Source organism: Streptomyces sp. SPB162, from assembly GCF_029504575.1.
Classification (GTDB): domain Bacteria; phylum Actinomycetota; class Actinomycetes; order Streptomycetales; family Streptomycetaceae; genus Actinacidiphila.
In genome coordinates this window covers 3,252,947-3,272,980 of sequence record NZ_JAQFII010000001.1, presented here as the reverse complement: position 1 = coordinate 3,272,980, position 20,034 = coordinate 3,252,947, and the positions used below count along the sequence as shown (strand labels likewise).

At 71.4% G+C, this 20,034-nt stretch carries 21 protein-coding genes, 1 tRNA gene and 1 pseudogene; 12 read left to right on the top strand and 11 right to left on the bottom strand.

What is annotated here, in order from left to right; all coding sequences use genetic code 11:
- Positions 1 to 60 precede the first annotated feature (60 nt).
- The 3 genes from M2266_RS14840 to M2266_RS14830 all read right to left on the bottom strand — a co-directional run bounded on the left by M2266_RS14840 (position 61) and on the right by M2266_RS14830 (position 2,427).
- Complete coding sequence (locus M2266_RS14840; RefSeq protein ID WP_277438627.1) at positions 61 to 270, bottom strand: DUF397 domain-containing protein; 210 nt, start codon at positions 268 to 270, stop codon at positions 61 to 63.
- A 180-nt stretch (positions 271 to 450) separates the two neighbouring features.
- The gene (locus M2266_RS14835) at positions 451 to 1,308 is read right to left on the bottom strand and encodes a helix-turn-helix transcriptional regulator (protein WP_277438626.1); all 858 of its coding nucleotides are present in this window, start codon (positions 1,306 to 1,308) and stop codon (positions 451 to 453) included.
- A gap of 405 nt (positions 1,309 to 1,713) precedes the next feature.
- Entirely contained in the window at positions 1,714 to 2,427 is a 714-nt protein-coding gene (locus M2266_RS14830) for a GPP34 family phosphoprotein (protein WP_277438625.1), read from the bottom strand.
- 260 nt (positions 2,428 to 2,687) lie between these two features.
- On the opposite strand from M2266_RS14830, the gene M2266_RS14825 reads away from it, so the two are divergent.
- Entirely contained in the window at positions 2,688 to 5,105 is a 2,418-nt protein-coding gene (locus M2266_RS14825) for a D-alanyl-D-alanine carboxypeptidase (RefSeq protein WP_277438624.1), read from the top strand.
- On the opposite strand, the gene M2266_RS14820 is transcribed toward M2266_RS14825, so the two are convergent.
- Positions 5,089 to 5,790 carry a rhomboid-like protein gene (locus tag M2266_RS14820; RefSeq protein WP_277438623.1) on the bottom strand — a complete coding sequence of 234 codons (702 nt, stop codon included), beginning with the start codon at positions 5,788 to 5,790 and terminating at the stop codon, positions 5,089 to 5,091. The two genes, M2266_RS14825 and M2266_RS14820, sit on opposite strands and share 17 nt — an antisense overlap.
- A gap of 92 nt (positions 5,791 to 5,882) precedes the next feature.
- A complete protein-coding gene (locus tag M2266_RS14815; protein ID WP_277438622.1) occupies positions 5,883 to 7,070 on the bottom strand; it encodes a winged helix DNA-binding domain-containing protein in 1,188 nt (395 codons plus the stop codon).
- Between the two features lie 148 nt (positions 7,071 to 7,218).
- On the opposite strand from M2266_RS14815, the gene M2266_RS14810 reads away from it, so the two are divergent.
- Complete coding sequence (locus tag M2266_RS14810; RefSeq protein ID WP_277438621.1) at positions 7,219 to 7,659, top strand: SsgA family sporulation/cell division regulator; 441 nt, start codon at positions 7,219 to 7,221, stop codon at positions 7,657 to 7,659.
- Here M2266_RS14810 and M2266_RS14805 read toward each other — a convergent pair.
- From M2266_RS14805 to M2266_RS14795, 3 genes are all read right to left on the bottom strand, one after another.
- On the bottom strand, positions 7,639 to 9,909 hold the full coding sequence (locus tag M2266_RS14805) for a heavy metal translocating P-type ATPase (RefSeq protein ID WP_277438620.1): 2,271 nt from the start codon (positions 9,907 to 9,909) through the stop codon (positions 7,639 to 7,641). The two genes, M2266_RS14810 and M2266_RS14805, sit on opposite strands and share 21 nt — an antisense overlap.
- 92 nt (positions 9,910 to 10,001) lie before the next feature.
- Positions 10,002 to 10,148, bottom strand: coding sequence for a hypothetical protein (locus M2266_RS14800; RefSeq protein ID WP_277438619.1), 147 nt, complete (start codon positions 10,146 to 10,148; stop codon positions 10,002 to 10,004).
- On the bottom strand, positions 10,145 to 10,414 hold the full coding sequence (locus M2266_RS14795; protein WP_277441211.1) for a heavy-metal-associated domain-containing protein: 270 nt from the start codon (positions 10,412 to 10,414) through the stop codon (positions 10,145 to 10,147). The genes M2266_RS14800 and M2266_RS14795 overlap by 4 nt, the downstream gene beginning before the upstream one ends.
- Before the next feature lie 201 nt (positions 10,415 to 10,615).
- Between M2266_RS14795 and M2266_RS14790 the strand changes: the two genes are divergently transcribed.
- The 4 genes from M2266_RS14790 to M2266_RS14775 all read left to right on the top strand — a co-directional run bounded on the left by M2266_RS14790 (position 10,616) and on the right by M2266_RS14775 (position 12,311).
- Positions 10,616 to 11,020, top strand: coding sequence for a hypothetical protein (locus M2266_RS14790; protein ID WP_277438618.1), 405 nt, complete (start codon positions 10,616 to 10,618; stop codon positions 11,018 to 11,020).
- A 117-nt stretch (positions 11,021 to 11,137) separates the two neighbouring features.
- Positions 11,138 to 11,293, top strand: a complete 156-nt coding sequence (locus M2266_RS14785) for a hypothetical protein (protein ID WP_277438617.1) — start codon at positions 11,138 to 11,140, stop codon at positions 11,291 to 11,293.
- Complete coding sequence (locus M2266_RS14780) at positions 11,290 to 11,877, top strand: PRC-barrel domain-containing protein (protein ID WP_346780895.1); 588 nt, start codon at positions 11,290 to 11,292, stop codon at positions 11,875 to 11,877. Before M2266_RS14785 ends, M2266_RS14780 begins: the two co-directional genes overlap by 4 nt.
- The gene (locus M2266_RS14775; RefSeq protein ID WP_277438616.1) at positions 11,877 to 12,311 is read left to right on the top strand and encodes a PRC-barrel domain-containing protein; all 435 of its coding nucleotides are present in this window, start codon (positions 11,877 to 11,879) and stop codon (positions 12,309 to 12,311) included. The genes M2266_RS14780 and M2266_RS14775 overlap by 1 nt, the downstream gene beginning before the upstream one ends.
- Positions 12,312 to 12,387: 76 nt before the next feature.
- Here M2266_RS14775 and M2266_RS14770 read toward each other — a convergent pair.
- Both M2266_RS14770 and M2266_RS14765 read right to left on the bottom strand, forming a co-directional pair.
- Positions 12,388 to 12,460: transfer RNA gene (locus M2266_RS14770), tRNA-Arg, on the bottom strand.
- A 95-nt stretch (positions 12,461 to 12,555) separates the two neighbouring features.
- Positions 12,556 to 13,041 (bottom strand): MarR family transcriptional regulator, encoded by a 486-nt coding sequence (locus M2266_RS14765; RefSeq protein ID WP_277438615.1) that lies wholly within the window; start codon positions 13,039 to 13,041, stop codon positions 12,556 to 12,558.
- A gap of 106 nt (positions 13,042 to 13,147) precedes the next feature.
- Between M2266_RS14765 and M2266_RS14760 the strand changes: the two genes are divergently transcribed.
- Positions 13,148 to 13,564 carry an organic hydroperoxide resistance protein gene (locus tag M2266_RS14760; RefSeq protein ID WP_277438614.1) on the top strand — a complete coding sequence of 139 codons (417 nt, stop codon included), beginning with the start codon at positions 13,148 to 13,150 and terminating at the stop codon, positions 13,562 to 13,564.
- A 43-nt stretch (positions 13,565 to 13,607) separates the two neighbouring features.
- Here M2266_RS14760 and M2266_RS14755 read toward each other — a convergent pair whose 3' ends face one another.
- Entirely contained in the window at positions 13,608 to 14,090 is a 483-nt protein-coding gene (locus M2266_RS14755) for a MarR family transcriptional regulator (RefSeq protein WP_277438613.1), read from the bottom strand.
- Between the two features lie 202 nt (positions 14,091 to 14,292).
- Here M2266_RS14755 and M2266_RS14750 point away from each other — a divergent pair, with 202 nt between their 5' ends.
- From M2266_RS14750 to pfkB, 5 genes and pseudogenes are all read left to right on the top strand, one after another.
- Complete coding sequence (locus tag M2266_RS14750) at positions 14,293 to 14,937, top strand: TetR/AcrR family transcriptional regulator (protein ID WP_277438612.1); 645 nt, start codon at positions 14,293 to 14,295, stop codon at positions 14,935 to 14,937.
- Positions 14,938 to 14,996: 59 nt separating this feature from the next.
- Positions 14,997 to 16,523, top strand: coding sequence for an MFS transporter (locus M2266_RS14745; RefSeq protein ID WP_277438611.1), 1,527 nt, complete (start codon positions 14,997 to 14,999; stop codon positions 16,521 to 16,523).
- Between the two features lie 494 nt (positions 16,524 to 17,017).
- Positions 17,018 to 18,013, top strand: coding sequence for a sigma-70 family RNA polymerase sigma factor (locus tag M2266_RS14740; RefSeq protein ID WP_277438610.1), 996 nt, complete (start codon positions 17,018 to 17,020; stop codon positions 18,011 to 18,013).
- 230 nt (positions 18,014 to 18,243) lie between these two features.
- Positions 18,244 to 19,005 carry a DeoR/GlpR family DNA-binding transcription regulator gene (locus M2266_RS14735; protein ID WP_277441209.1) on the top strand — a complete coding sequence of 254 codons (762 nt, stop codon included), beginning with the start codon at positions 18,244 to 18,246 and terminating at the stop codon, positions 19,003 to 19,005.
- Positions 19,002 to 19,947 (top strand): annotated as a pseudogene (gene pfkB / locus M2266_RS14730) (1-phosphofructokinase). Before M2266_RS14735 ends, pfkB begins: the two are co-directional and overlap by 4 nt.
- The last annotated feature ends 87 nt before the right edge of the window (positions 19,948 to 20,034 follow it).

Here is a 20,034-nt window from a genome sequence, read left to right as displayed (position 1 = left end):
TGAGCCCTCTCGGCTCGGACGGCGGCCAGTCGAGAGGGCTCTGTGCGCTTCGGGACGCTGTCAGATGCGATCGAAGGTCCCCCGGGTGACGTGGTCCACGAACGCCGACCACACCTCCGGATCGAAAGCGAGAGCCGGGCCGTAAGGGTCCTTCGAGTCGCGCACCGCGACGCGGTCGGCGGTGGGGGCACAAACCTCCACGCAGTTCCCGTTGTTGCCAGAGTAGGAAGACTTCTTCCACTCTGTCGTGATCACGTGCCGAGCAGTCATGGTCGCTCCTGAACCGTGCGGATGACAGTGAAGCGCTAGCGCCTCGAGACATCCCCGAAGGTACGCGTCACCTCGGCTTCTGGAGGGTGTCGTTCACTCGACCGGATGGCATATTTCTTGATCTCTTCCACGCTGACGGGTACAGGGTGTACCGTGCGGCCCGCTCGCGTGGACCGCTGGTCAGCGGGTGTACTCCTTGGCGATGTCGATCATGAACTGCCGTGTCTGATCGGTGTTGAGAGCCTGGGCCCTGAGGTGCTCGTACATCACGCTGTACTGCTGCACCTCGATCGGCTTCTCCAGGTACAGGTCGCTGGTGACGCCCTCCAGATACACCACGCTGGAGTCGGAGGCCTCGGCGAACTCCAGGAGCGAGAAGGTCCCGACCATTCCGGGGTGGGCTCCCACGGTGTACGGGAGTACCTGCACCGTGACGTTGGGCGCGTGGCTGAGTTCCACGAGCCGCTCGATCTGCTCGCTCATCACGTGCCGGTCGCCGACGACCCGGCGCAGCGCGGACTCGTCGAAGACCGCCCAGAAACGCAGCGGATTGTCCGGGTCGTTCACCCGGTCCTGTCGCTTCATGCGCACCTCGGTGCGCTTGTCGATCTCCGCCGGAGTGGCCTCCGGCTCCATGCCCGTGACGACGGCATGCGCGTACTCGCGCGTCTGGAGGAGCCCGGGGATGAGCAGGGACTCGTAGTTCCGGACCGACGCGGCTTCGGTCTCGAGGCCGATATAGACGCTGTACGGCACATCGCCGAAAGCGTGCCACCAGCCCTGCTGGCGCGACTCCTTGGCCATCTGCATGAGGGAGTCCACGATGCGGTGGTCCTCGACGGCGTAGACGCTGCACAGGTCGCGGACGTCACGCTGGCTGATGCTGCGGCGCCCGTTCTCCAGTCGGCTGATCTTGGACTGCGAGACGAGCAGGCGGGCCGCGACTTCCTCGGCCGTCATCCCCCTCAGTTCGCGCAGCTTGCGCAACTCCGATCCTAGTCGGCGTCGCCTGACGGTGGGATTGGCATTGGCGACCACAGAGGGCACCTCCGGTTCCGTACTTCGCTCCTGTACGGCCGCCCCGCTACTGGCCGTCTACTGCTGATCAGCAGCCTGCCACTACCGGTCGCCGGCGCGCAGACGATTGGTCCTACGAACGGCACAAACGCGACGCGCGGGGTGGGGGACCGGCATTGGCCGGTGCCCCACCCCGCGCGTCACAGCGGCTTTCGGTCGTCCCCGGGCCGAAGACCGGGGAACGGTCCTTGAGGAGGGTGGGCCTGCGCTGTCCGGTCCCTGCCGCCGGACACCGTGCCCTTGCCCACCGTCCTCACTGTCTGCGTACTGCCGCCTGTGTACAGCCCTTGTACCGGGTACTGCGCTGTGCCGGGTACTGCGAACTCCGCCCCGTGCACTGCCACGGGTCACCGCTCCGGGGCGCCGCTAGCGCGCTCCGGCACGGGCCATGCTGCTGTGGCCGGCCGGCCCCACCGCTGCGGGACGTCCCTGCACGGGAGCCCGCTTCGGCTGTGCCGCGGCGCCGTTCTGCACGTCCATGACGGCGTGCGCGACGAGGCCGCCCATCGGGTCGTACCTGATCAGGTCCCGCAGGCGCGATCGCGAAGACCGGCCCTCGTTGCCCGGATACAGGTGCTTGCCGAGGCCCACCGCATGGGCGAGGGCAGCGAGAGCCGCGGTCCGCGGGTCCGGCGGGACGCCGGTGCGGATCGCGTTGTCGAGCCGGGCTCTGATGTCCCGGCTGACCTCGCTGTCGCTCGCCTGGTAGCGAGTCGTCGGCAGCACCCCGCACATCTGTCCCGCCACGGCATGCACCATGCCGCACCGCTCCAGATGCGCGAGATACGTCTGGCGCAGCCCCAGGCGGGGCCCGCCGATCCAGTGGACGGCGCGAACCGGACTGCCACGTCGGCGCAGCAGTTCCAGCGCGGAGTCCAGTGTCGGATCTCCTGTCGGCCGTGGGTGTACCACGGCGATACGATCCCCATCAGGGGCTATCCGTCCAGCCAGGGCCAGCTCGACGAGCTGTGCCCCGGCGAGGCCGAGGTCGAGCGATTGCGGCTGCGCTGTGGTCCCGGTCGTCGGGTCCAGAGCGAGCAGCAACAGCTCTTCCGGAATCGTTCTGCGGCTCTTGCCCATCCATGCCTCCCCGCGTGGATGAATGACAGGGTGACGCCTCTCACATTCATCTGTCGAGAGCGCCTGGAGTGTTCGGGATGGAACCGACTGGTATGTCGTTCTCGTCTAGGGGGTGAGCGGTGGTGTCGCAGACGGGCCGCGATCGGTTCCGGCGGGTCTGATAGGGGCTTCCAGGCCGGGAACTGGAAACTGGTGGAATGAGATGGGGCGTCGTGCGTCGCGCACGGGGACGCCCCTCGTGATGTGTGGAGGAGGTCTGCGTGGCGGGCGAGTCCCCCGGCAGGGAGCAGCAGCAGGAGTCGTTGGGGGTGGCGGCCGAGCAGAAGGCGCTCGATCCGAGGCTGACGGTGTTCCGTGGGCACGATGTGGTGCCTGAGGCCGTACGCGAGGAGCACGGCGGCCTGCCCGACGACCCGGTACCCGGCGCCGACCCCCTCCCGGAAGATCACCCGGCGACCGCCGAGGCCCCGGTGGGGATCACCGGCGAGGACGCGGACGGCGGTGGCGGAAGCCTGCCGCGCCAGTCGGACGCGTCTGCGTCCGGTACTAGTCGAGCTACGCCGAACGACGTATCCGGTCCAGACAACGCCCTCGTGGAACCTACGGCCCTCGAGGACGCGCACGACGAGGCGGATGACGCAGCGCCCGCCGATGCGCCCGTCCCTCCGGCGGTGGACACCACGGCGGATTCCGTGACGGAACCGGAGTCGGCCGACGGCGGGTCGCTTGACGAGTCCGTCGACGGGCGTGCCGAGCGCGCCGAGGAGCCCGTCGAGCCGGAGGACGCGCAACCGGAGGACGCGCAACCGGAGGACGTGGCCGACGGGCCTGACGCGTCCGATGCGCCGGGAGCGGCTGCCGCACCCGAGGAAGAACCGGCGGACGACCGGGCGGACGAGCCCGCAGATGAGCCCGCGGCCGAGCCGCAGGACGAGCCCCGCGACGCCGCGGTGCCGGAAGCGGCCGAGGCGCCGGCCGAGGCGCCGGCGAAAGCGCCGGCGGCCGTGCGGGACCCGGCCGACGCTCCGGCCGACGTTCCGGCTGACCGCAAGCCGGAGTGGAAAGCCGCCAGGAGCGCCCCGGCGGACGTCCCGGCCGCCCCGCGCACGGAATCGCCCGCGGAGCCTTCGCGGGCGTCACAGGAGCAGTCGGCGTCCCCGTACGCCCTCGCGTGGCCGGAGGTGGAGCGCCCGGTCCAGCAGGCCGCTCCCGCAACGGCGGCCCCGAAGGCCCCGGCGGCCCCGTCCGCCCCCGCCGCCACTTCGGCACCGGCGGCACCGGCACCCACCGCTTCCGCCCCGGCGCCGACCGCTCCCGCCCCCGCTCCCGCCGCGGAGCCCGCGGCCGGACCCGAGGGCACCCGGCAGATGCCGTTCCCGCTGCCGCCCGCGCCCGCGCAGCCGCTGAAGCTGTTGGCGGAGCTGACGAACACCCCGCCGCCGCCCGAGACGAAGATGCGGACGGTGGTCAGGCGGTTCAAGATCTGGACGCCGCTGGTGGTGCTGCTGCTGATCGCCATCGCGGTCGCGCAGTCGCTGCGTCCGCTGCCGGCTCCGGAGCTGACGCTGACCTCGGCGTCGTCGTACACCTTCGAGGGCGGTCAGCTGTCGCTGCCGTGGCCGGTGATGGGCCAGTCGGTCGCCGAGGTCGAGGGCCTCGGGAGCCTGGGAGTGCGCGGCGCGCAGACCCCGGTGCCGATCGCGAGCGTCACGAAGGTGATGACCGCGTACCTGATCCTTCGCGACCACCCGCTCAAGGGGAAGGAGACCGGCCCGAAGATCAAGATCGACCAGACCGCCGCGGACGAGGCGGCGTCGGTCGACGAGTCCAGGGTGCAGGTCAAGCTCGGCCAGGAGTTCACCGAGCGGCAGCTGCTGCAGCTGCTGCTGATCCCGTCCGGCAACAACATCGCCCGCGCGCTGGCCCGCTGGGACTCCGGTACGCAGGAAGCTTTCGTCGTCAAGATGCAGAAGGCCGCCACCGACCTGGGTATGAAGAACACGACGTACACCGGGGCGAGCGGATTCGAGGAGACGACGAAGTCCACGGCGGTCGACCAGCTGATGCTGGCGCGGACGGTCATGAAGAACGACGTCTTCCGCTCCGTGGTGGCCATGCCGGACGCGGTGGTCCCCGGCGTGCCGAAGCTCTACAACAACAACGGCCTGCTGGCGACCTCCCCGGGCGTCATCGGCATCAAGACCGGCTCCAGCACCCCGGCGGCCGGCGCCCTGATGTGGGCGGCGCAGAAGACCATCGACGGCAAGCCGCGGATGATCATCGGTGTGGTCCTGCAGCAGCGCAAGGGCTCGACGCCCAACGACATGCTGGCGTACGCCCTGTCCACCAGTGACACGCTGATCAGGGGTGCGCGCGCCGCGCTCACCTCGGCGGTGGTGGTGAAGAAGGGAGCCGTCGTCGGCTATGTGGACGACGGTCTCGGCGGGAAGACGCCGGTGGTCGCCACCAAGGACCTGACGGCGATCGGCTGGTCGGGCCTGAAGTCCGACCTGAAGCTGGCGGCCGGCACGGCCGGCCTTCCGCACGCGGCGAAGGCCGGGACCGAGATCGGCACGCTGAGCCTCGGCGCCGGCACGGGCGAGACGAAGGTGCCGGTGGCACTCCAGTCGGACCTCGCGGAGCCGTCCTTCGGGGACAAGCTCATCCGTCTCGGCTGATCCGCCGGACGGCACGGGAGAAGACGGCGGCCGGGTCCAGGTGACCCGGCCGCCCTCGTGTCAGCGGGTAGCAGGCGAAGCCGAGCAGTACGGCGGTGAAGTGGCCGACGTCGGTGAACGTACGGCCGTGCACCAGGGCGAGACCGTAGAAGCCCAGGACGCAGAAGCCGTAGAAGAACCGCCAGCGGAAGACCAGTAGATACGTCAGGACGGCCTGGACGACCGCCAGGCCGTAACTGACGCCCACGTCCAGGGTGTCGACGGAGGTCTCGGGCGCCCGGCCCTGGCGGATCGCCCAGAGCAGCACGCCCTCGCTGATGTACGTCGCCACGACGTGGCCGACGAGGACGACGGTCAACCAGCGCAGGGTGCCGAGCCAGCGCTCCGCGGTGGCTTGGAAGATCGTGAAGAGGAACGCGTAGAGCAGCCAGCCGCCGCCGTCGATCCACAGGGCGCTCCTGATCAGCGCCCTGACCGGCTCCTCCGACAGGTTGTGCAGGTTCGTCGACCGATCGCCGAGCATCTCGTCCAGCTGGGAGGGCGAGACGTGGTGCATGGCGACGGTCGTCACGAACAGGATGGCCAGCCAGAGGTACGTGCCGGGGGCGCTCCGGACGTAGGACCGTACGGCGCGCAGGAGCGACGTGAGGCGCGGCAGGAACCGCGACCGCCAGAAAGTGTCCACGATCGGATTGTGTCCGCTAAGTGGCTTGTGTCTCCTTTCGGCGCGCCCCGGATGGCGGCGTCCTCACGGCCGGGGCCGGTTCGGTGCGCCCCTCAGGCCGACAGCTCGCGCTCGGACGGCGTACGGAACCGAGGGGTGACCCGGGCGTCCCCCAACCAGCCGCCGAGCCGCTCCGCCTCGGCGGCGATCGCCGCCGGCGCCTCCTTGCCCGGGCCCTTCCCGGGGCCGGTCAGCAGCCGCCACACGATCTCCCCGTCCGCGCGCTGCGCCCAGCCGCCGACGACCCGGCCGTCCCACCACACCGTCGGTCCGACGTTGCCGGTCCTGTCGAAGAGCGCGGCCCGGTGCTCTTCCGGCAGGAACCAGTCGCGCTGCTGCCAGCCCATCGGCGTCGGGTCGAGACCCGGGAGCAGGGCCGCCCACGGGGCGGCGTCCGGCGCCGGCTCCACGTCCTCCGGGAGCACGTATCCGGTGCCCTCGTCCAGCCCGACCTGCCGGGCGCCGACCGCGGCCAGCGCCTTGCGCACGTCCGTCAGCGTCCACCCCGTCCACCACTTGAGGTCGGCCTCGGTGCCGGGACCGTAGGCCGCCAGCCAGTCGCGGGCCAGCGCGGCCTTCGCCTCGGCCGCGGGCGGTTCCTCGAGCGGTTCGGCCACCGCCCACCGGAACTGGCTGCTCGTCCACGACCCCACCGGTCTGCGCCGGGCGATCCTGCCCTCGGCGGCAAGCACCCTGATGATGCGGCTCGCCACGTTCTGCCGCGTCTCGTACGGCTTCCCGGCCGCCATGACCACCTGCTCGCGCAGCCGCGGTTCGTACCCGCCCAACTGCGCGGCGGTCGACTCGCCGTGCGTCGCCAGCGCGGCGACCACGGCCTCCTCGACCTCCGCCAGCCAGACCGCGTCCCAGCCGCCGCCCTCCGCGAGGTGCTTGAGCAGCCCCGCCCGCTCCCTGACCGCGATCGCGCGGGCCGCCGCCGCGTACACCACCGGCGCGGACTCCCGCGTGACGACGAACAACGTCCGCCGCATCGCCAGCAGCCGCACCAGCGAGCCGTCCTCGTACAGCGCCCGCTCCACCTCCGCGAAGCCGGGCTCGGCCAGCCGCGCCGCGGTCGAGAGGTACACCGTCGCCGCGTCCGTCGCGTGCAGCGCCACCAGCGAGCGGGCGACCTCCTCCGCGGACTTCGCGCGCAGCCCCGGCACCAGCCGGTGCCGCACCCCCAGTCGCGCCCGCCGCTCGTCCCCGCCGATCCGCCGCACCGCCCCGTCGACCGTCATCTCCCCATGCTCACACGCACCTCTGACAATGCCTCAGCGCGGCACGTGGCGGACGTCACAACGAGCGGTGCCGGGGCCGTGCGATCCCCCACCCGAATTCGCGGTTATGGAGAGGACTGGATATCCCCCAGCGGGAGAGGGACACCTCATGCTGACCGTCATCGACCAGGCCCTCCGGGCCCGGCTCTGCGCGTCCCCGGCGAGGGACCGCGTCATCGCCGCCACCTTGATCTACCAGTGCGAAGACCCGCTGGCCGCGCGGCTGGCCTTCCCGGCGTCGGTGACGCTCGACGGCCGGGAGGTCGTCTGGACTTTCGCACGCGACCTGCTGGCGGCGGGGCTGCGGATGCCGTCAGGCGACGGCGACGTGCACGTCTGGCCCTGCGGGCGGCGGCGCACCATGATCGAGCTCTCCTCGCCGGTGGGCGTGGCGCTGCTCCAGCTCGACACGGAGGACGTTCAGGACTTCCTGACGCGCTCCTACACGGCGGTGCCGCCGGGCGAGGAGGGGCAGTACATCGACCTGGACGCGGATCTCGCGGCGCTGCTGGGGGAGGACGGGCCCCGGTCAGGCCTTGAACCCTCGTAGGCGCAGGCTGTTGCCGACGACGAAGACGGAGGAGAAGGCCATGGCGGCGCCCGCGATCATCGGGTTGAGCAGCCCGGCCGCGGCGAGCGGGAGCGCCGCCACGTTGTAGCCGAAGGCCCAGAAGAGGTTTGCCTTGATCGTGCCGAGGGTCCTGCGGGCGAGCCGGATGGCGTCGGCCGCGACGCGCAGGTCGCCCCGTACGAGGGTCAGGTCGCTCGCCTCGATGGCGGCGTCGGTTCCGGTGCCCATCGCCAGGCCCAGATCGGCCTGGGCGAGCGCGGCCGCGTCGTTGACGCCGTCGCCGACCATCGCGACGCTGCGGCCCTCGGCCTGCAGCCGCTTGATGACGGCCAGCTTGTCCTCGGGCATGACCTCGGCGATGACGTCGTCGCCGGAGATCCCGACCTCCTCGGCCACCGCCCGCGCCACCGCCTCGTTGTCGCCGGTCAGCAGGATCGGGGTGAGGCCCAGGGCGCGCAGCCGCGTCACGGCCTCGGCGCTCGTCGGCTTGACGGCGTCGGCGACGACGAGGACGCCGCGGGCCGCCCCGTCCCAGCCGACGGCCACCGCCGTACGGCCCTTGGCCTCGGCCGCGGCCTTGGCCGCCGCCAGTTCAGCGGGCAGGAACTGGCCCGACCCGTCGAGCAGCTTCTCGCGGCCGACCAGCACCGCGTGTCCTTCGACGAAGCCCCGCACGCCGAGCCCCGGGACGTTGGCGAAGTCCTCCGGCGCCGGCAGCGGTCCGCCCGCGCGCTCCTCGGCGGCGGTCGCGACGGCCTGGGCGATGGGGTGCTCGGAGGCGTGCTCCAGGGCGCCGGCCAGCCGCAGCACGGTCTTCTCGTCCTCACCCCCGGCGACGTGCACCTCGGTGAGCGTCATGACGCCGGTCGTCACCGTGCCGGTCTTGTCGAGGACGATCGTGTCCACCGTGCGGGTGGACTCCAGCACTTCCGGGCCCTTGATGAGGATGCCGAGCTGGGCGCCGCGCCCGGTGCCGACCATGAGGGCGGTGGGCGTCGCGAGGCCCAGCGCGCACGGGCAGGCGATGATCAGCACGGCGACCGCGGCGGTGAAGGCCGCGGAGGCGCCCTCGCCGGCGCCGAGCCAGAAGCCGAGCGTCGCGACGGCGAGCGCGATCACGACGGGCACGAAGACCGCCGAGATCCGGTCGGCCAGCCGCTGCACGGCGGCCTTGCCGTTCTGCGCGTCTTCGACGAGCCGGGCCATCCGCGCGAGCTGGGTGTCGGCGCCGACCCGGGTGGCCTGGACGACGATCCGGCCGCCCGCGTTCACCGTGGCACCGCTGACGCCGTCGCCGGGGACGACCTCCACCGGCACGGACTCGCCCGTCAGCAGGGACGCGTCGACGGCGGAGCCGCCCTCCCGGACGACGCCGTCGGTGGCGATCTTCTCGCCCGGGCGCACGACGAACAGGTCGCCGACCGCCAGTTCCCCGGTGGGGACGCGCACTTCGCGCCCGTCGCGCAGCACGACGACGTCCTTGGCGCCCAGCTGCAGCAGCGCCTTGAGCGCGGCTCCCGCCTTCCGCTTCGAGCGCGCCTCGAAGTACCGTCCGGCCAGGATGAACGCGGTCACCCCGGCGGCGGCCTCCAGGTAGATGTTCCCGCTGCCGTCACCGCGCGAGACCGTGAACTCGAAGGGGTGCTTCATGCCGGTCATACCGGCCGTGCCGAAGAAGAGCGCCCACAGTGACCAGCCGAACGCGGCGAGCGTACCCACCGAGATCAGCGTGTCCATGGTCGCCGCGCCGTGCCGCAGATTGGTCCAGGCGGCCTTGTGGAACGGCCAGGCCGCGTAGCCGACGACGGGCGCGGTGAGGGTGAGGGAGAGCCACTGCCAGTTGTCGAACTGCAGCGCGGGCACCATCGCCATGGCGATCACCGGCACGGCCGACACGACGGCGGTGAGCAGCCGTTGGCGCAGGGTGGTGAGCTCGTCGGGCGCGGCCCCTCCCGCCCCTCCCGGCCCCTCCGCCCCTTCCGGCTCGGATCCGGCGGGCGGGGCGGGCAGTACGGCGCTGTAGCCCGTCGCCTCGACGGTGGCGATGAGATCGTCCACGGCGACGGCACCGTCCTCGAAGCTGACCCGGGCCTTCTCCGTCGCGTAGTTGACGGACGCGGTGACGCCGTCCATCCGGTTGAGCTTCTTCTCGATGCGTGCCGCGCAGGAGGCGCACGTCATGCCACCGATTTCCAGCTCGACCTGCCGGCCGGCAGGCACCGTGGTCATCGCCACTCCACTCCACTCCTTCGATCGGGGCCGGAAGCCCGACGCGTCCTGTTCCTACCTGCCGGGCCCCTGCCTGCCCGGCCCCTCAACCCCTACATGCCCTGGTGCGTGGCCGGACGGGGCTCCGGGGCGGTCGGGGCGCCGCCGTCCCCCCGCAGCGCGCGGCCGAGGCCGAACGCGGCGCCGAGGACGACCAGCAGGATCAGCAGATAGCCGCCCAGTCGAACCGGTACGGTCACGCCCGCCCGACCAGTTCGTAGCCCGCCTCGTCGACGGCGGCGCGGATCGTCTCGTCGTCCAGCGGCCGCTCGGACGCCAGGGTGACCAGCCCGGTGGGGGCGTCCACCTTGACGACGGTCACGCCGGGGAGCGTCGCCAGCTCCTTGGTCACCGCGGACTCGCAGTGACCGCAGGTCATGCCCGAGACGGAGTACACGACGGTGGCCTGCGACTCGTCGGTCGCGCCGTCGGTGTGGCAGGTTCCCTCGGGGGAGCAGCAGGACATGGCGTTCTCCTCGTACGTCTCGTGCGGTGACGGCTGTCGCCGTCCACTCTCGCCCACCATATACCCCCCCAGGGTATTAAGCGAGGCAACCCGCCGCCGGAGGCCGCCGACCGCGGTGGGCCGGGCTTCGCGGGGTAGACGCAGCGGTGACGGACACGGACAACGTCTCGGACGACGTCCGGACAACCGGAGGTGACTCGGATGCTCTTTCTGGGACTGGTGCTTCTCGCCGCGACCGGAACGCTCACAGCATTGCTGATCGCGGACAACCTGGGCGGCGGCCCCGACTACACGGTCGCGCTGCTCGGCCACGACCTGGTCAGGATGAACTCGCTCGCCATCTTCTGCGCCGGCCTCGCCCTGGCGCTGGTCTTCTGCCTCAGCCTGGCGATGGCGGGCGAGGGCGCGAAGCTGCGCCGCCGCAAGGCGGTACGGCTGCGGGAGGCGCGCAAGGACGCCGACGCGGCGGTTGCCGAGCGGGACGCCCTCGCCGCCAGGGTCGAGCAGCAGCGCACCGAGAACGAACCCCCGGAGCGGACGCCGGATCCGGAGGCGCCCCTGGCGCAGCCGCGCAAGCACGGCACGCCGCACGCGTTCGGCAGCTGATCGAGACCCGCCCCCGCCCCGTCCGCGCGTGGAAGAGCGGGGCGGGGGAAGTCGAAGGGCGTGGCGACCGCTTCGGCGGGGGCGGGCTGTGAGGGGAACCGAGGGGAGAGGTGCGCGATGGACTGGTGGATCTGGATCGTCATCGTGGTGGCGGTCCTGGCTGTGCTGGTCGGCTCCGCGGTGGGCGTGCAGGCACGGCGCCGCAGCGGCGGCGTGATCGCGGTACGCCGCGGCGCGATCGGTCGGCGGGCGGGGAAGGGGCGCGTCAAGTGACCGTTCACGCCCCGGCGATGATGCTCGCCTCGGAGATCACCAAGCGACCGGTCGTGACGCTCGCGGGTGAGGCCGTCGCGCAGGTCAAGGACCTCGTCTTCGACGGCACCGCCGGCCGGATCGCCGGCTTCACCCTCAGCGGCCGCGGCCTGCTCTCCGGTCCGCTGAAGCACAGCCTGCCGTGGGAGGGCGTGCACGGACTCGGCCACGACGCGGTGATGATCAAGGACGACACCGTCTTCGAGAGCAAGGCCGACGTCCTGGAACGCGGCTCCGCCGACCGTGGTGACGTCCTCGGTTCGCGCGTGCTGACCGACGGCGGCACCGACCTGGGCCGGATCTCCGACGTCGTCGTCGAGGTGGTCCACGGAACGTCGGCCCATGTCGTGGGGTACGAGATCGCCTCCTCCGACGCGCTCGACCGGCAGGGCCGCAAGGTGTTCATCCCCCTCTCCGAGACCACAGCCGTCTCCGGGGAGGCCCTGGTCATCCCGGCCGCCGCGGCCGAGTTCATCGCCGACGACCTCCCCGGCTTCGCCGCGGCGGTCCAGGCCTACCGCGCCCGCCGCGGAACGGAGGTCTGATGCTCTTCTCGGAAACGGTCGGCCGTCACGTGGTCAGCGCCGCCGAGGCCCGCACGGTCGGCATCGTCGACGGCTTCGTGGTCGATCCGGCGAAGGCCTCCGTCGTGGCCCTGCGGCTGAAGAAGACCGACGGCTCCGGCGACACCCTCGTCTGGGACCACATCCACGCCATCGGACCCGACGCCGTGATCGTCCGCTCCGGCGCGACCCTCGGAACGCCGTCGGGCGACCTGGCCCCGCTCGCCGACAAGCACCGCTCCCTGCCGGGCAAGCGCGTCCTCGACGAACGCGGCGAGGCGCTCGGCACCGTGTCCGACGTCGACTTCGACCCCGATTCCGGCGCGCTGCTCACCGTCCGCACGACGACGGGCGACAGCCCCGGCGACCGCGTCCTGGGCCTGGGCTCCTACGCGCTGATCCTCCGCCAGGTCTGACCGGGCGCGTCTCCAGCGGGCCGAGCACGCGAAAGGCCCTCCCGTCACTGCTGACGGGAGGGCCTTACCGATGGTGTGCCCCAGGCAGGATTCGAACCTGCGACACCAGCTTTAGGAGAGCTGTGCTCTATCCCCTGAGCTACTGGGGCGGGGTGAGGACAGGTTAGCGGATTCGGGGTGCCCGGCGCTGGCGGGTATCCCTGGGCGCGGTGTCGGACGGCGTTCGGGCGGGTCGGGCGGCGGGCTATTCGGAGGCCGGGCCGGCTGCCGCGTCGGGGGCGGCCGCGTCGAGGGTGGCCGTCAGGTGGTTGAGGCGGGTGCGCAGGTCGGTCAGGTCGGCGAGGGTGAGGCCGGTGGCCGACGCGATCTGCTCCGGGACCCGCTGCGCGCGCTCGCGCAGGGCGTCGCCCGTGCTGGTGAGGCGGACGGTGACCGAGCGCTCGTCGAGCGCGCTGCGCTCGCGCTGGACGAGGCCGGCGGCCTCCAGGCGCTTCAGGAGCGGGGAGAGGGTGCCGGAGTCCAGGCGCAGGTAGGCGCCGATCTTCTTGACCGGCAGATCGCCGTGTTCCCACAGGACCAGCATCACCAGGTACTGGGGGTAGGTCAGGCCGAGGTCGCGCAGCGCCGTCCGGTAGAGGGTGCCGAACGCCCGGGACGCGGCGTGCAGGGCGAAGCAGATCTGGTTGTCCAGGTGCAGGTATTCGGCAGGCGCGGGCTCGGTCGTCCTCATGTATCCAGCGTACCCTTTAGTTGTGCACAATTAAATTGTGTGCTCTAGTGGTGCCCAGGACGGCCCGGGGCAACCGGGCCGTGACGTGTGGAGAGGGATGGTTCCGATGAGTGCGCTGTACACCGCTGTGGCCACGGCCAACGGACGCGACGGCCGGGCCGTGAGCTCGGACGGGCAGCTGGACCTGCCGCTGGCCATGCCGCCGGCGCTGGGCGGGAGCGGCAAGGGCACCAACCCCGAGCAGCTCTTCGCGGCCGGTTACGCGGCGTGCTTCTCCAGCGCGCTCGGGCTGGTGGGACGTGAGGCGAAGGTCGACACCAAGGACATCTCGGTGACCGCCGAGGTCGGCATAGGCGCCGACACCGCGAACGGCGGCTTCGGGCTCGACGTCACGCTGCGCGTGGAGCTGCCGGCGGAGCTGGAGGGCGAGATCGGCCGCAAGCTGGTCGAGCAGGCGCACGGGGTGTGCCCGTACTCGAAGGCGACCCGCGGGAACATCGCCGTCGAGATCGTCGTCGAGTAGTGCGGTAGCACCGAGGTTTCTTCAGGCGCCGATCAGCCCTGGCTCAACGCAGCCAGGGCAGGTCGGCGCCTTCCGGCTGCAGGCCCTCGGCGATGATGCGGGAGATCTCGCCGAGTTGCCGGACCTGCTCGGAGGTGAGGCGGTCGTAGATCGCCGAGCGGACGGCGGTGACGTGCCCGGGGGCGATCCGCACCAGCACCTCGTAGCCCTCGTCGGTGAGCACGGCCATCTGGCCGCGGCGGTCGGAGGGGCAGTCCTCGCGGGCGATCCAGCCGTTCTTCTCCAGTCGGGTGACGGCGTGCGAGAGCCGGGATCGGGTGATCTTCGTCTGCTGCGCCAGCTCGGTCATCCGCATCCGGCGGGTGGGGGCGTCGGAGAGCGCCGTCAGCAGGGCGTAGTACATGTGCGGCATGCCGGCGTCGCGCTGCAGCTGCCGGTCGAGGTGGTCCTCGAGCAGTGTCGTGGCATGCACGTACGCGCGCCAGGAGGCCTGCTCTTCTTCGGTCAGCCATTTCATGCTGTCCATCCTACGTCCACTTCTTGAAGATTCAATGAAAGCTCTCGAGGGCGATTCGAGCACCGATCGAGGATGTGCCGCAGGTCACACGGGAGACCCGAAATAACTGGGGACCCTCTCCCCGTTTAGACTGGTGTCCGAGCGAAGCGGGGAGTGATTCCCCGCTTCACGTCAACTTCGCCAGAGGCCTGGAAGCCAGAAGGAGTGTCCGGTGGTCGGCAGCGCCGTGAGATCGCGTTCCCCCCGGTTGCGGGCAGATGCCACGCGCAACCGGGAGCGGATCGTCGCCGCCGCGCGCGAGGCCTTCGTCGAGCACGGGGCCGAGGTCCCGCTGGACGAGGTCGCGCGCCGCGCCGGGGTCGGCAACGCCACGCTCTACCGGCACTTCGCGGACAAGGCCGAACTCGTCCGGGAGGTGGTCCTGTCGGTGATGGCACGGGTCACCGAGCGGACCGAGGCGGCGGTCGCGCAGGAGCCGGACGCCTTCGAGGCGCTGCGGCGCTTCGTCTTCGAGTCGGCCGAGGACCGGGTCGGCGCCCTGTGTCCGATGCTCTCCGAAGCCTTTGACAGCGACCACCCGGCGATCTTCGCAGCCAGCGATCGGCTGAATCGCTCGATCGAGGACATAATGGACAGGGCGCGAAGCTCTGGCCAACTCCGCCCCGACATCGCCGTCGGGGATCTCATGGTCGCGATCACGCAGCTCACGCGACCGCTGCCCGGCAAGGCGTGCATGGACATGGACCGGTTCGTGCACCGCCACCTGCAGATCTTCCTCGACGGGCTGCGCGCCCCGGCACGGTCGGCGTTGCCCGGCACCGCCGTGACCTTGGAGGAGCTGCAGCAGCAGCGTTGACGAGCTCCCATAAACGTCCCCATTTCCCTGCCCCTCCGCACCCCTTAGTGAGTACAGCTATGCCTGCGATACCCGAAAAAGCCCTCCAGCCGGATCCCCGGCGCTGGAAAGCCCTCATATTCATCGCGATCGCCCAGCTCATGGTCGTGCTCGACGCGACCATCGTGAACATCGCGCTGCCCTCCGCCCAGACGGACCTCGGCATCTCCGACGCCAACAAGCAGTGGGTCATCACGGCCTACAGCCTCGCGTTCGGCGGACTGCTGCTCTTCGGTGGCCGTATCTCCGACCTGTTCGGCCGTAAGAACGCCTTCATCGTCGGTCTGCTCGGCTTCGCCGCCGCGTCCGCCATCGGTGGCGCGGCCGTCAACACCGGCATGCTGCTCGGCGCCCGCGCCCTGCAGGGCGCCTTCGGCGCACTGCTCGCACCGGCCGCCCTGTCGCTGCTCGCGGTGCTCTTCACCGACGCCAAGGAACGTGCCAAGGCGTTCGGCGTCTACGGTGCCATCGCCGGTGCCGGCGCTGCTGTCGGCCTCATCCTCGGCGGTGTCCTCACCGAATTCCTGAACTGGCGCTGGACGCTCTTCGTCAACATCGCCTTCGCGGTCGTCGCCGCCATCGGCGCCTACCTGGTCGTGCACGAGCCGGAAGGCTCGCGCAACCCGAACCGTCTCGACATCCCCGGCGTGGTCCTCTCCACCCTGGGTCTGGTCTCCCTGGTCTACGGCTTCACCGTCGCGGCCGAGGACGGCTGGAGCTCCAGCAAGACCATCGCCCTGCTGGTCGCGTCCGTGGTCCTGCTCGCGGCGTTCGTGTTCTACGAGAGCCGGGCGAAGGCCCCGCTGCTCCCGCTGCGCGTGATCTCCGACCGCAACCGCGGCGGCGTCTACCTGTCGCTCGGTATCGCGATCATCGGCATGTTCGGTCTGTTCCTGTTCCTGACGTTCTACCTGCAGAACATCCTGGGCTACTCGGCGATGAAGTCCGGCTTCGCGTTCCTGCCCATGGTCGCGGGCATGATCGTCGGTTCCACGCAGATCGGCGCCCGGCTCATGCTCCGCGTGCCGCCGCGCCTGCTGATGGCACCGGGCTTCCTGCTCGCCTCCGTCGGCATGCTGATCCTCACGCAGATCAAGACCGAGCCGAACTACGTCGGCGTCGTCCTGCCCGGCCTGGTCCTGATGGGCCTCGGCATGGGTTCGGCCTTCATGCCGGCGATGAGCATGGCGACGCACGGCGTCCAGCCGCGCGACTCGGGTATCGCCTCGGCGATGGTCAACACCTCGCAGCAGGTCGGCGGCTCCATCGGCACCGCCCTGCTCAACACGATCGCGGCCAGCGCCACGACCTCCTGGGCGGCCTCCAACCTGGCGTCCGCGGGGACGCTCGGCAAGGTGGGCTTCGCCAACGAGGCGGCCGTGCACGGCTTCTCGGTCGCGATCTGGTGGGCCTTCGGCGCACTGGTGCTCGCGGCCCTGATCGCGGCGGCGCTCATCAACACGGGCGTCCCCGGCAGCGAGAACCCGGGCGCGAGCCTGGAGGACGAGCTGGCCGAGGGCCTGCCGATCCCGGTCATCGCCCACTGATCAGGATTCACGGGTAGTCATCACGCGGTACACGTAGTCACTACGCGGTACACAGGGAAGGGCCCCGCCTCCGGAAACTCGGAGGCGGGGCCCTTCCCTGTGGCGTCCGCAGGCAGGAGCCCGTCCGCAGGCAGGAGCGTGACGTCCGCAGGCAGGAGCCCGTTCGGGGGCTCCTTCGTCGGCTTGGGCAACCAATAGGCGGTACGGGCCGTCTTGGGGGTAGGAGAGCAGCCACAGGCGGTATCCGGCGGGATGGGCCACGTGCGGCAGGCAACCTCCGGAAACCGGCCCTGACCTGCGCTTCCCGGCCCTTCGCAGCACTCCGCGCGCCCGTGCGGCGGAACAGGGTACTGCAAGATCGCGAAAATCAGTGATCGACATGGGAATTGTGTCCGGATTCCAGTCGTTATCCAGATCAGAGCGGGCAGCCGAAAGGCAGTGTTGAAAGCTCCGCTCCAACCGACACCCGACCGAACCTTCGCAAGGGAGCACGCATGGCAACCCGTGCCGTCGCCCGTCGTTCCGCAGGCGGGACCAGCAGCGTCCGCGCCGTTGGCGGGGAAGCCGCAGACCGTGACCTCGTCGGTATGTACCTCGACGAGATCGCACGTACCCCGCTGCTCGACGCCGCGCAGGAAGTCGAACTGTCCCGGGAGATCGAGGCCGGCGTCTACGCCGAGCGCATACTCTCCGATGACGCGCAGCTGGTCGAAGGTGCCGGAGCCGGTGCCGACCGCGAGGAGCTGGAAGCGCTGGTCGCCGACGGCGAGCGCGCCAAGGACGTCTTCATCCGCTCGAACCTGCGCCTCGTGGTGGCGGTCGCCCGCCGCTATCCGCGCAGCGGTCTCCCGCTGCTCGACCTCATCCAGGAGGGGAACGCGGGCCTGGTGCGCGCCGTCGAGAAGTTCGACTACGCCAAGGGCTTCAAGTTCTCCACGTACGCGACCTGGTGGATCCGTCAGGCCATCACCCGGTCCATCGCCGACCAGTCCCGCACCATCCGGCTCCCCGTCCACCTCGTGGAGGAGCTGGGCCGGATCCGGCGGGTGCAGCGGGAGTTCAACCGTGAGCACGGGCGTGACCCGGAGCACGAGGAGATCGCCGCCGAGCTCGACTCGACCCCGTCCCGCGTGCATGACGTGCTCGACTGGGCCCGTGACCCGGTCAGCCTGAACATGTCGGTGGACGCGGAGGGCGAGACCGAGTTCGGGGACCTCGTGGAGGACGGCGCCGCCGCCTCTCCCGAGCAGTCCGTGCTCGTCATGCTCCGCCGCGAGGAGCTCGAGGAGCTCATCGGCCGACTCGACGAACGCACCGCTTCGATCATCAGGTCCCGGTACGGTATCGAGGACGGCCGCGAGCGGACGCTCACGGAGGTCGGCAAGCAGCACGGCCTGACGCGTGAGCGCATCCGGCAGATCGAGAAGCACGCCCTGGCGGACCTCAAGCGTATGGCCCGCGACACGGGCCTGGAGTACGAGGCAGCCTGATCCGCGGCGGGTTCCGACCCGCCGCCCCTGAACCCGAACCTCGGCGCAACCCCCCCCGCGCCGGGGTTCGGCCATGTCCGGGCACCGGTCCCGGAACCGTGAGGGCCATCGCGTGCCCGTCCATGTCCGAATGACTCCGTTGCCTGTCTGTTTGTGTTTACTTAACGCCGGACCATGGGTACGGTGGCGCCATAGCAACACACTCGGGCATGAGTCGGAGGCAGAACCACATGTACGCCCCGGAACGGCAGCAAGAGATCCTGCGGCGGGCCCGCGAGCTCGGCAGCGTCGACGTCCTCTCGCTGGCCGAGGAGTTCGACGTCACACCGGAGACCGTCCGCCGCGACCTCAAGGCGCTGGACCGGGCCGGAGTGATCCAGCGCGTGCACGGCGGGGCCATCCCGGCCGGACGGCTCGACTTCGAGCCCGACCTCGCCGAGCGCGAGGCGACCGCGGCCGAGGAGAAGGACCGGATCGCGCGCGCCGCCCTGGCGGAACTGCCCGCCGAGGGCACCGTCGTCATCGACGCCGGGAGCACCGCGGCCCGGCTCGCCGCCGTCCTCCCGATCGACTCGCGCCTGACCGTGGTGACGCACGCCCTGCCGATCGCCGCGCGCCTGTCGGAGTACCCGGAGCTCACCCTCCACCTCGTCGGCGGCCGGCTCCGGCACCGCACCCGCGCCGCCGTGGACGCGTGGGCGCTGCGCGCCTACGGCGAGATCCACGCCGACGTGCTGTTCCTCGCCGCGAACGGCTTCTCCGCCGACGGCGGGCTCACCACCCCGGACCTCGCGGAAGCCGCCGTGAAGCGGGCCATGATCGCCGGCGCGCGCCGCGTCGTGCTGCTCGCCGACTCCTCGAAGTACGGGCAGCGGAACTTCGCGCGCTTCGGAGACCTCTCCCATGTCGACCTGCTCATCACCGATCAGGGACTCGACCCCGAAGCGGCCCGCGCGATCGAGAGCGCGGGCACGGAAGTAGTACGCGCATGATCGTGACCGTCACCCCGAACCCGAGCCTGGACCGTACGTACGAGATCCCCGCGCTCGAACGCGGAGCCGTACTGCGGGCCACCGCCGATCGGGTCGATCCCGGCGGCAAGGGCGTCAACGTCTCGCGGGCGGTGGCCGCCGCCGGGCAGCCCACGGTCGCGGTGCTGCCGAATGGGCGGCCCCGAGGGCACGTTGCTCGGCCGGCTGCTGGAGGAGCAGGGCATCGAGGTCGCCGGCGTCGCCATCGCCGGCTCGACCCGTGTGAACGTCTCGGTCGCCGAACCGGACGGCACGCTGACCAAGCTCAACGCGGCCGGGCCCGCGCTCACCCCCGCCGAGTCCGAGGCGCTGCTGGACGCGGTCGGCGCCCGGTCCGCCGACGCCCGGTGGATCGCCTGCTGCGGCAGCCTCCCGCGCGGGCTGCCGCCCGAGTGGTACGCCGAACTCGTCGCCCGCGCCCACCGGGCGGGCGCCCGGGTCGCCCTGGACACCTCGGGCCCCTCGCTGCTCGCCGCGCTCGCGCTGCACCCCGACGTCGTCAAGCCCAACGCCGAGGAACTGGCCGCGGCCGTCGGCCGGCCGCTGGCGACCGTCGGTGACGTGCTGCGGGCGGCGGAGGAACTGCGCGCCCTGGGCGCGCGGGCGGTGCTGGCCAGCCTCGGTGCGGACGGGCAGCTGCTCGTCGACGACTCGGGCTCGTACTTCGGGCACGCGCGGGTCGCGGCGGTCCGCAGCAACGTCGGTGCCGGGGACGCCTCGCTGGCGGGGTTCCTCGCCGCGGGCGGCGACGGCGGGGCGGCGCTCGCGTCGGCCGTCGCCCACGGGGCGGCCGCCGTTCAGCTGCCGGGCAGCGCCATGCCCGCGCCGGCGGACCTCGACCCGCCGGCGGTCACCGTGACCGCTGACGTCCCGCTCTCCCGCCCGCTGCGGGAGCCGGCATGAGGGGCGCCCGCCCAAGGGGCGCCGGCATGAGGGGCGCCCGCCCGAGGGGCGCCGGTTCGGCGCTCGGCCTGTCAACCGCAATACCCG

What these genes read in the sequence shown, in the direction of transcription:
- M2266_RS14840 (WP_277438627.1), bottom strand. Translation starts at nt 270, where the DNA reads ATGACTGCTCGGCACGTGATCACGACAGAGTGGAAGAAGTCTTCCTAC.
- M2266_RS14830 (WP_277438625.1), bottom strand. Translation starts at nt 2,427, where the DNA reads ATGGGCAAGAGCCGCAGAACGATTCCGGAAGAGCTGTTGCTGCTCGCT.
- M2266_RS14815 (WP_277438622.1), bottom strand. Translation starts at nt 7,070, where the DNA reads ATGACGGTCGACGGGGCGGTGCGGCGGATCGGCGGGGACGAGCGGCGG.
- M2266_RS14810 (WP_277438621.1), top strand. Translation starts at nt 7,219, where the DNA reads ATGCTGACCGTCATCGACCAGGCCCTCCGGGCCCGGCTCTGCGCGTCC.
- M2266_RS14805 (WP_277438620.1), bottom strand. Translation starts at nt 9,909, where the DNA reads ATGACCACGGTGCCTGCCGGCCGGCAGGTCGAGCTGGAAATCGGTGGC.
- M2266_RS14795 (WP_277441211.1), bottom strand. Translation starts at nt 10,414, where the DNA reads ATGTCCTGCTGCTCCCCCGAGGGAACCTGCCACACCGACGGCGCGACC.
- M2266_RS14790 (WP_277438618.1), top strand. Translation starts at nt 10,616, where the DNA reads ATGCTCTTTCTGGGACTGGTGCTTCTCGCCGCGACCGGAACGCTCACA.
- M2266_RS14785 (WP_277438617.1), top strand. Translation starts at nt 11,138, where the DNA reads ATGGACTGGTGGATCTGGATCGTCATCGTGGTGGCGGTCCTGGCTGTG.
- M2266_RS14775 (WP_277438616.1), top strand. Translation starts at nt 11,877, where the DNA reads ATGCTCTTCTCGGAAACGGTCGGCCGTCACGTGGTCAGCGCCGCCGAG.
- M2266_RS14765 (WP_277438615.1), bottom strand. Translation starts at nt 13,041, where the DNA reads ATGAGGACGACCGAGCCCGCGCCTGCCGAATACCTGCACCTGGACAAC.
- M2266_RS14760 (WP_277438614.1), top strand. Translation starts at nt 13,148, where the DNA reads ATGAGTGCGCTGTACACCGCTGTGGCCACGGCCAACGGACGCGACGGC.
- M2266_RS14755 (WP_277438613.1), bottom strand. Translation starts at nt 14,090, where the DNA reads ATGGACAGCATGAAATGGCTGACCGAAGAAGAGCAGGCCTCCTGGCGC.
- M2266_RS14745 (WP_277438611.1), top strand. Translation starts at nt 14,997, where the DNA reads ATGCCTGCGATACCCGAAAAAGCCCTCCAGCCGGATCCCCGGCGCTGG.
- M2266_RS14740 (WP_277438610.1), top strand. Translation starts at nt 17,018, where the DNA reads ATGGCAACCCGTGCCGTCGCCCGTCGTTCCGCAGGCGGGACCAGCAGC.
- M2266_RS14735 (WP_277441209.1), top strand. Translation starts at nt 18,244, where the DNA reads ATGTACGCCCCGGAACGGCAGCAAGAGATCCTGCGGCGGGCCCGCGAG.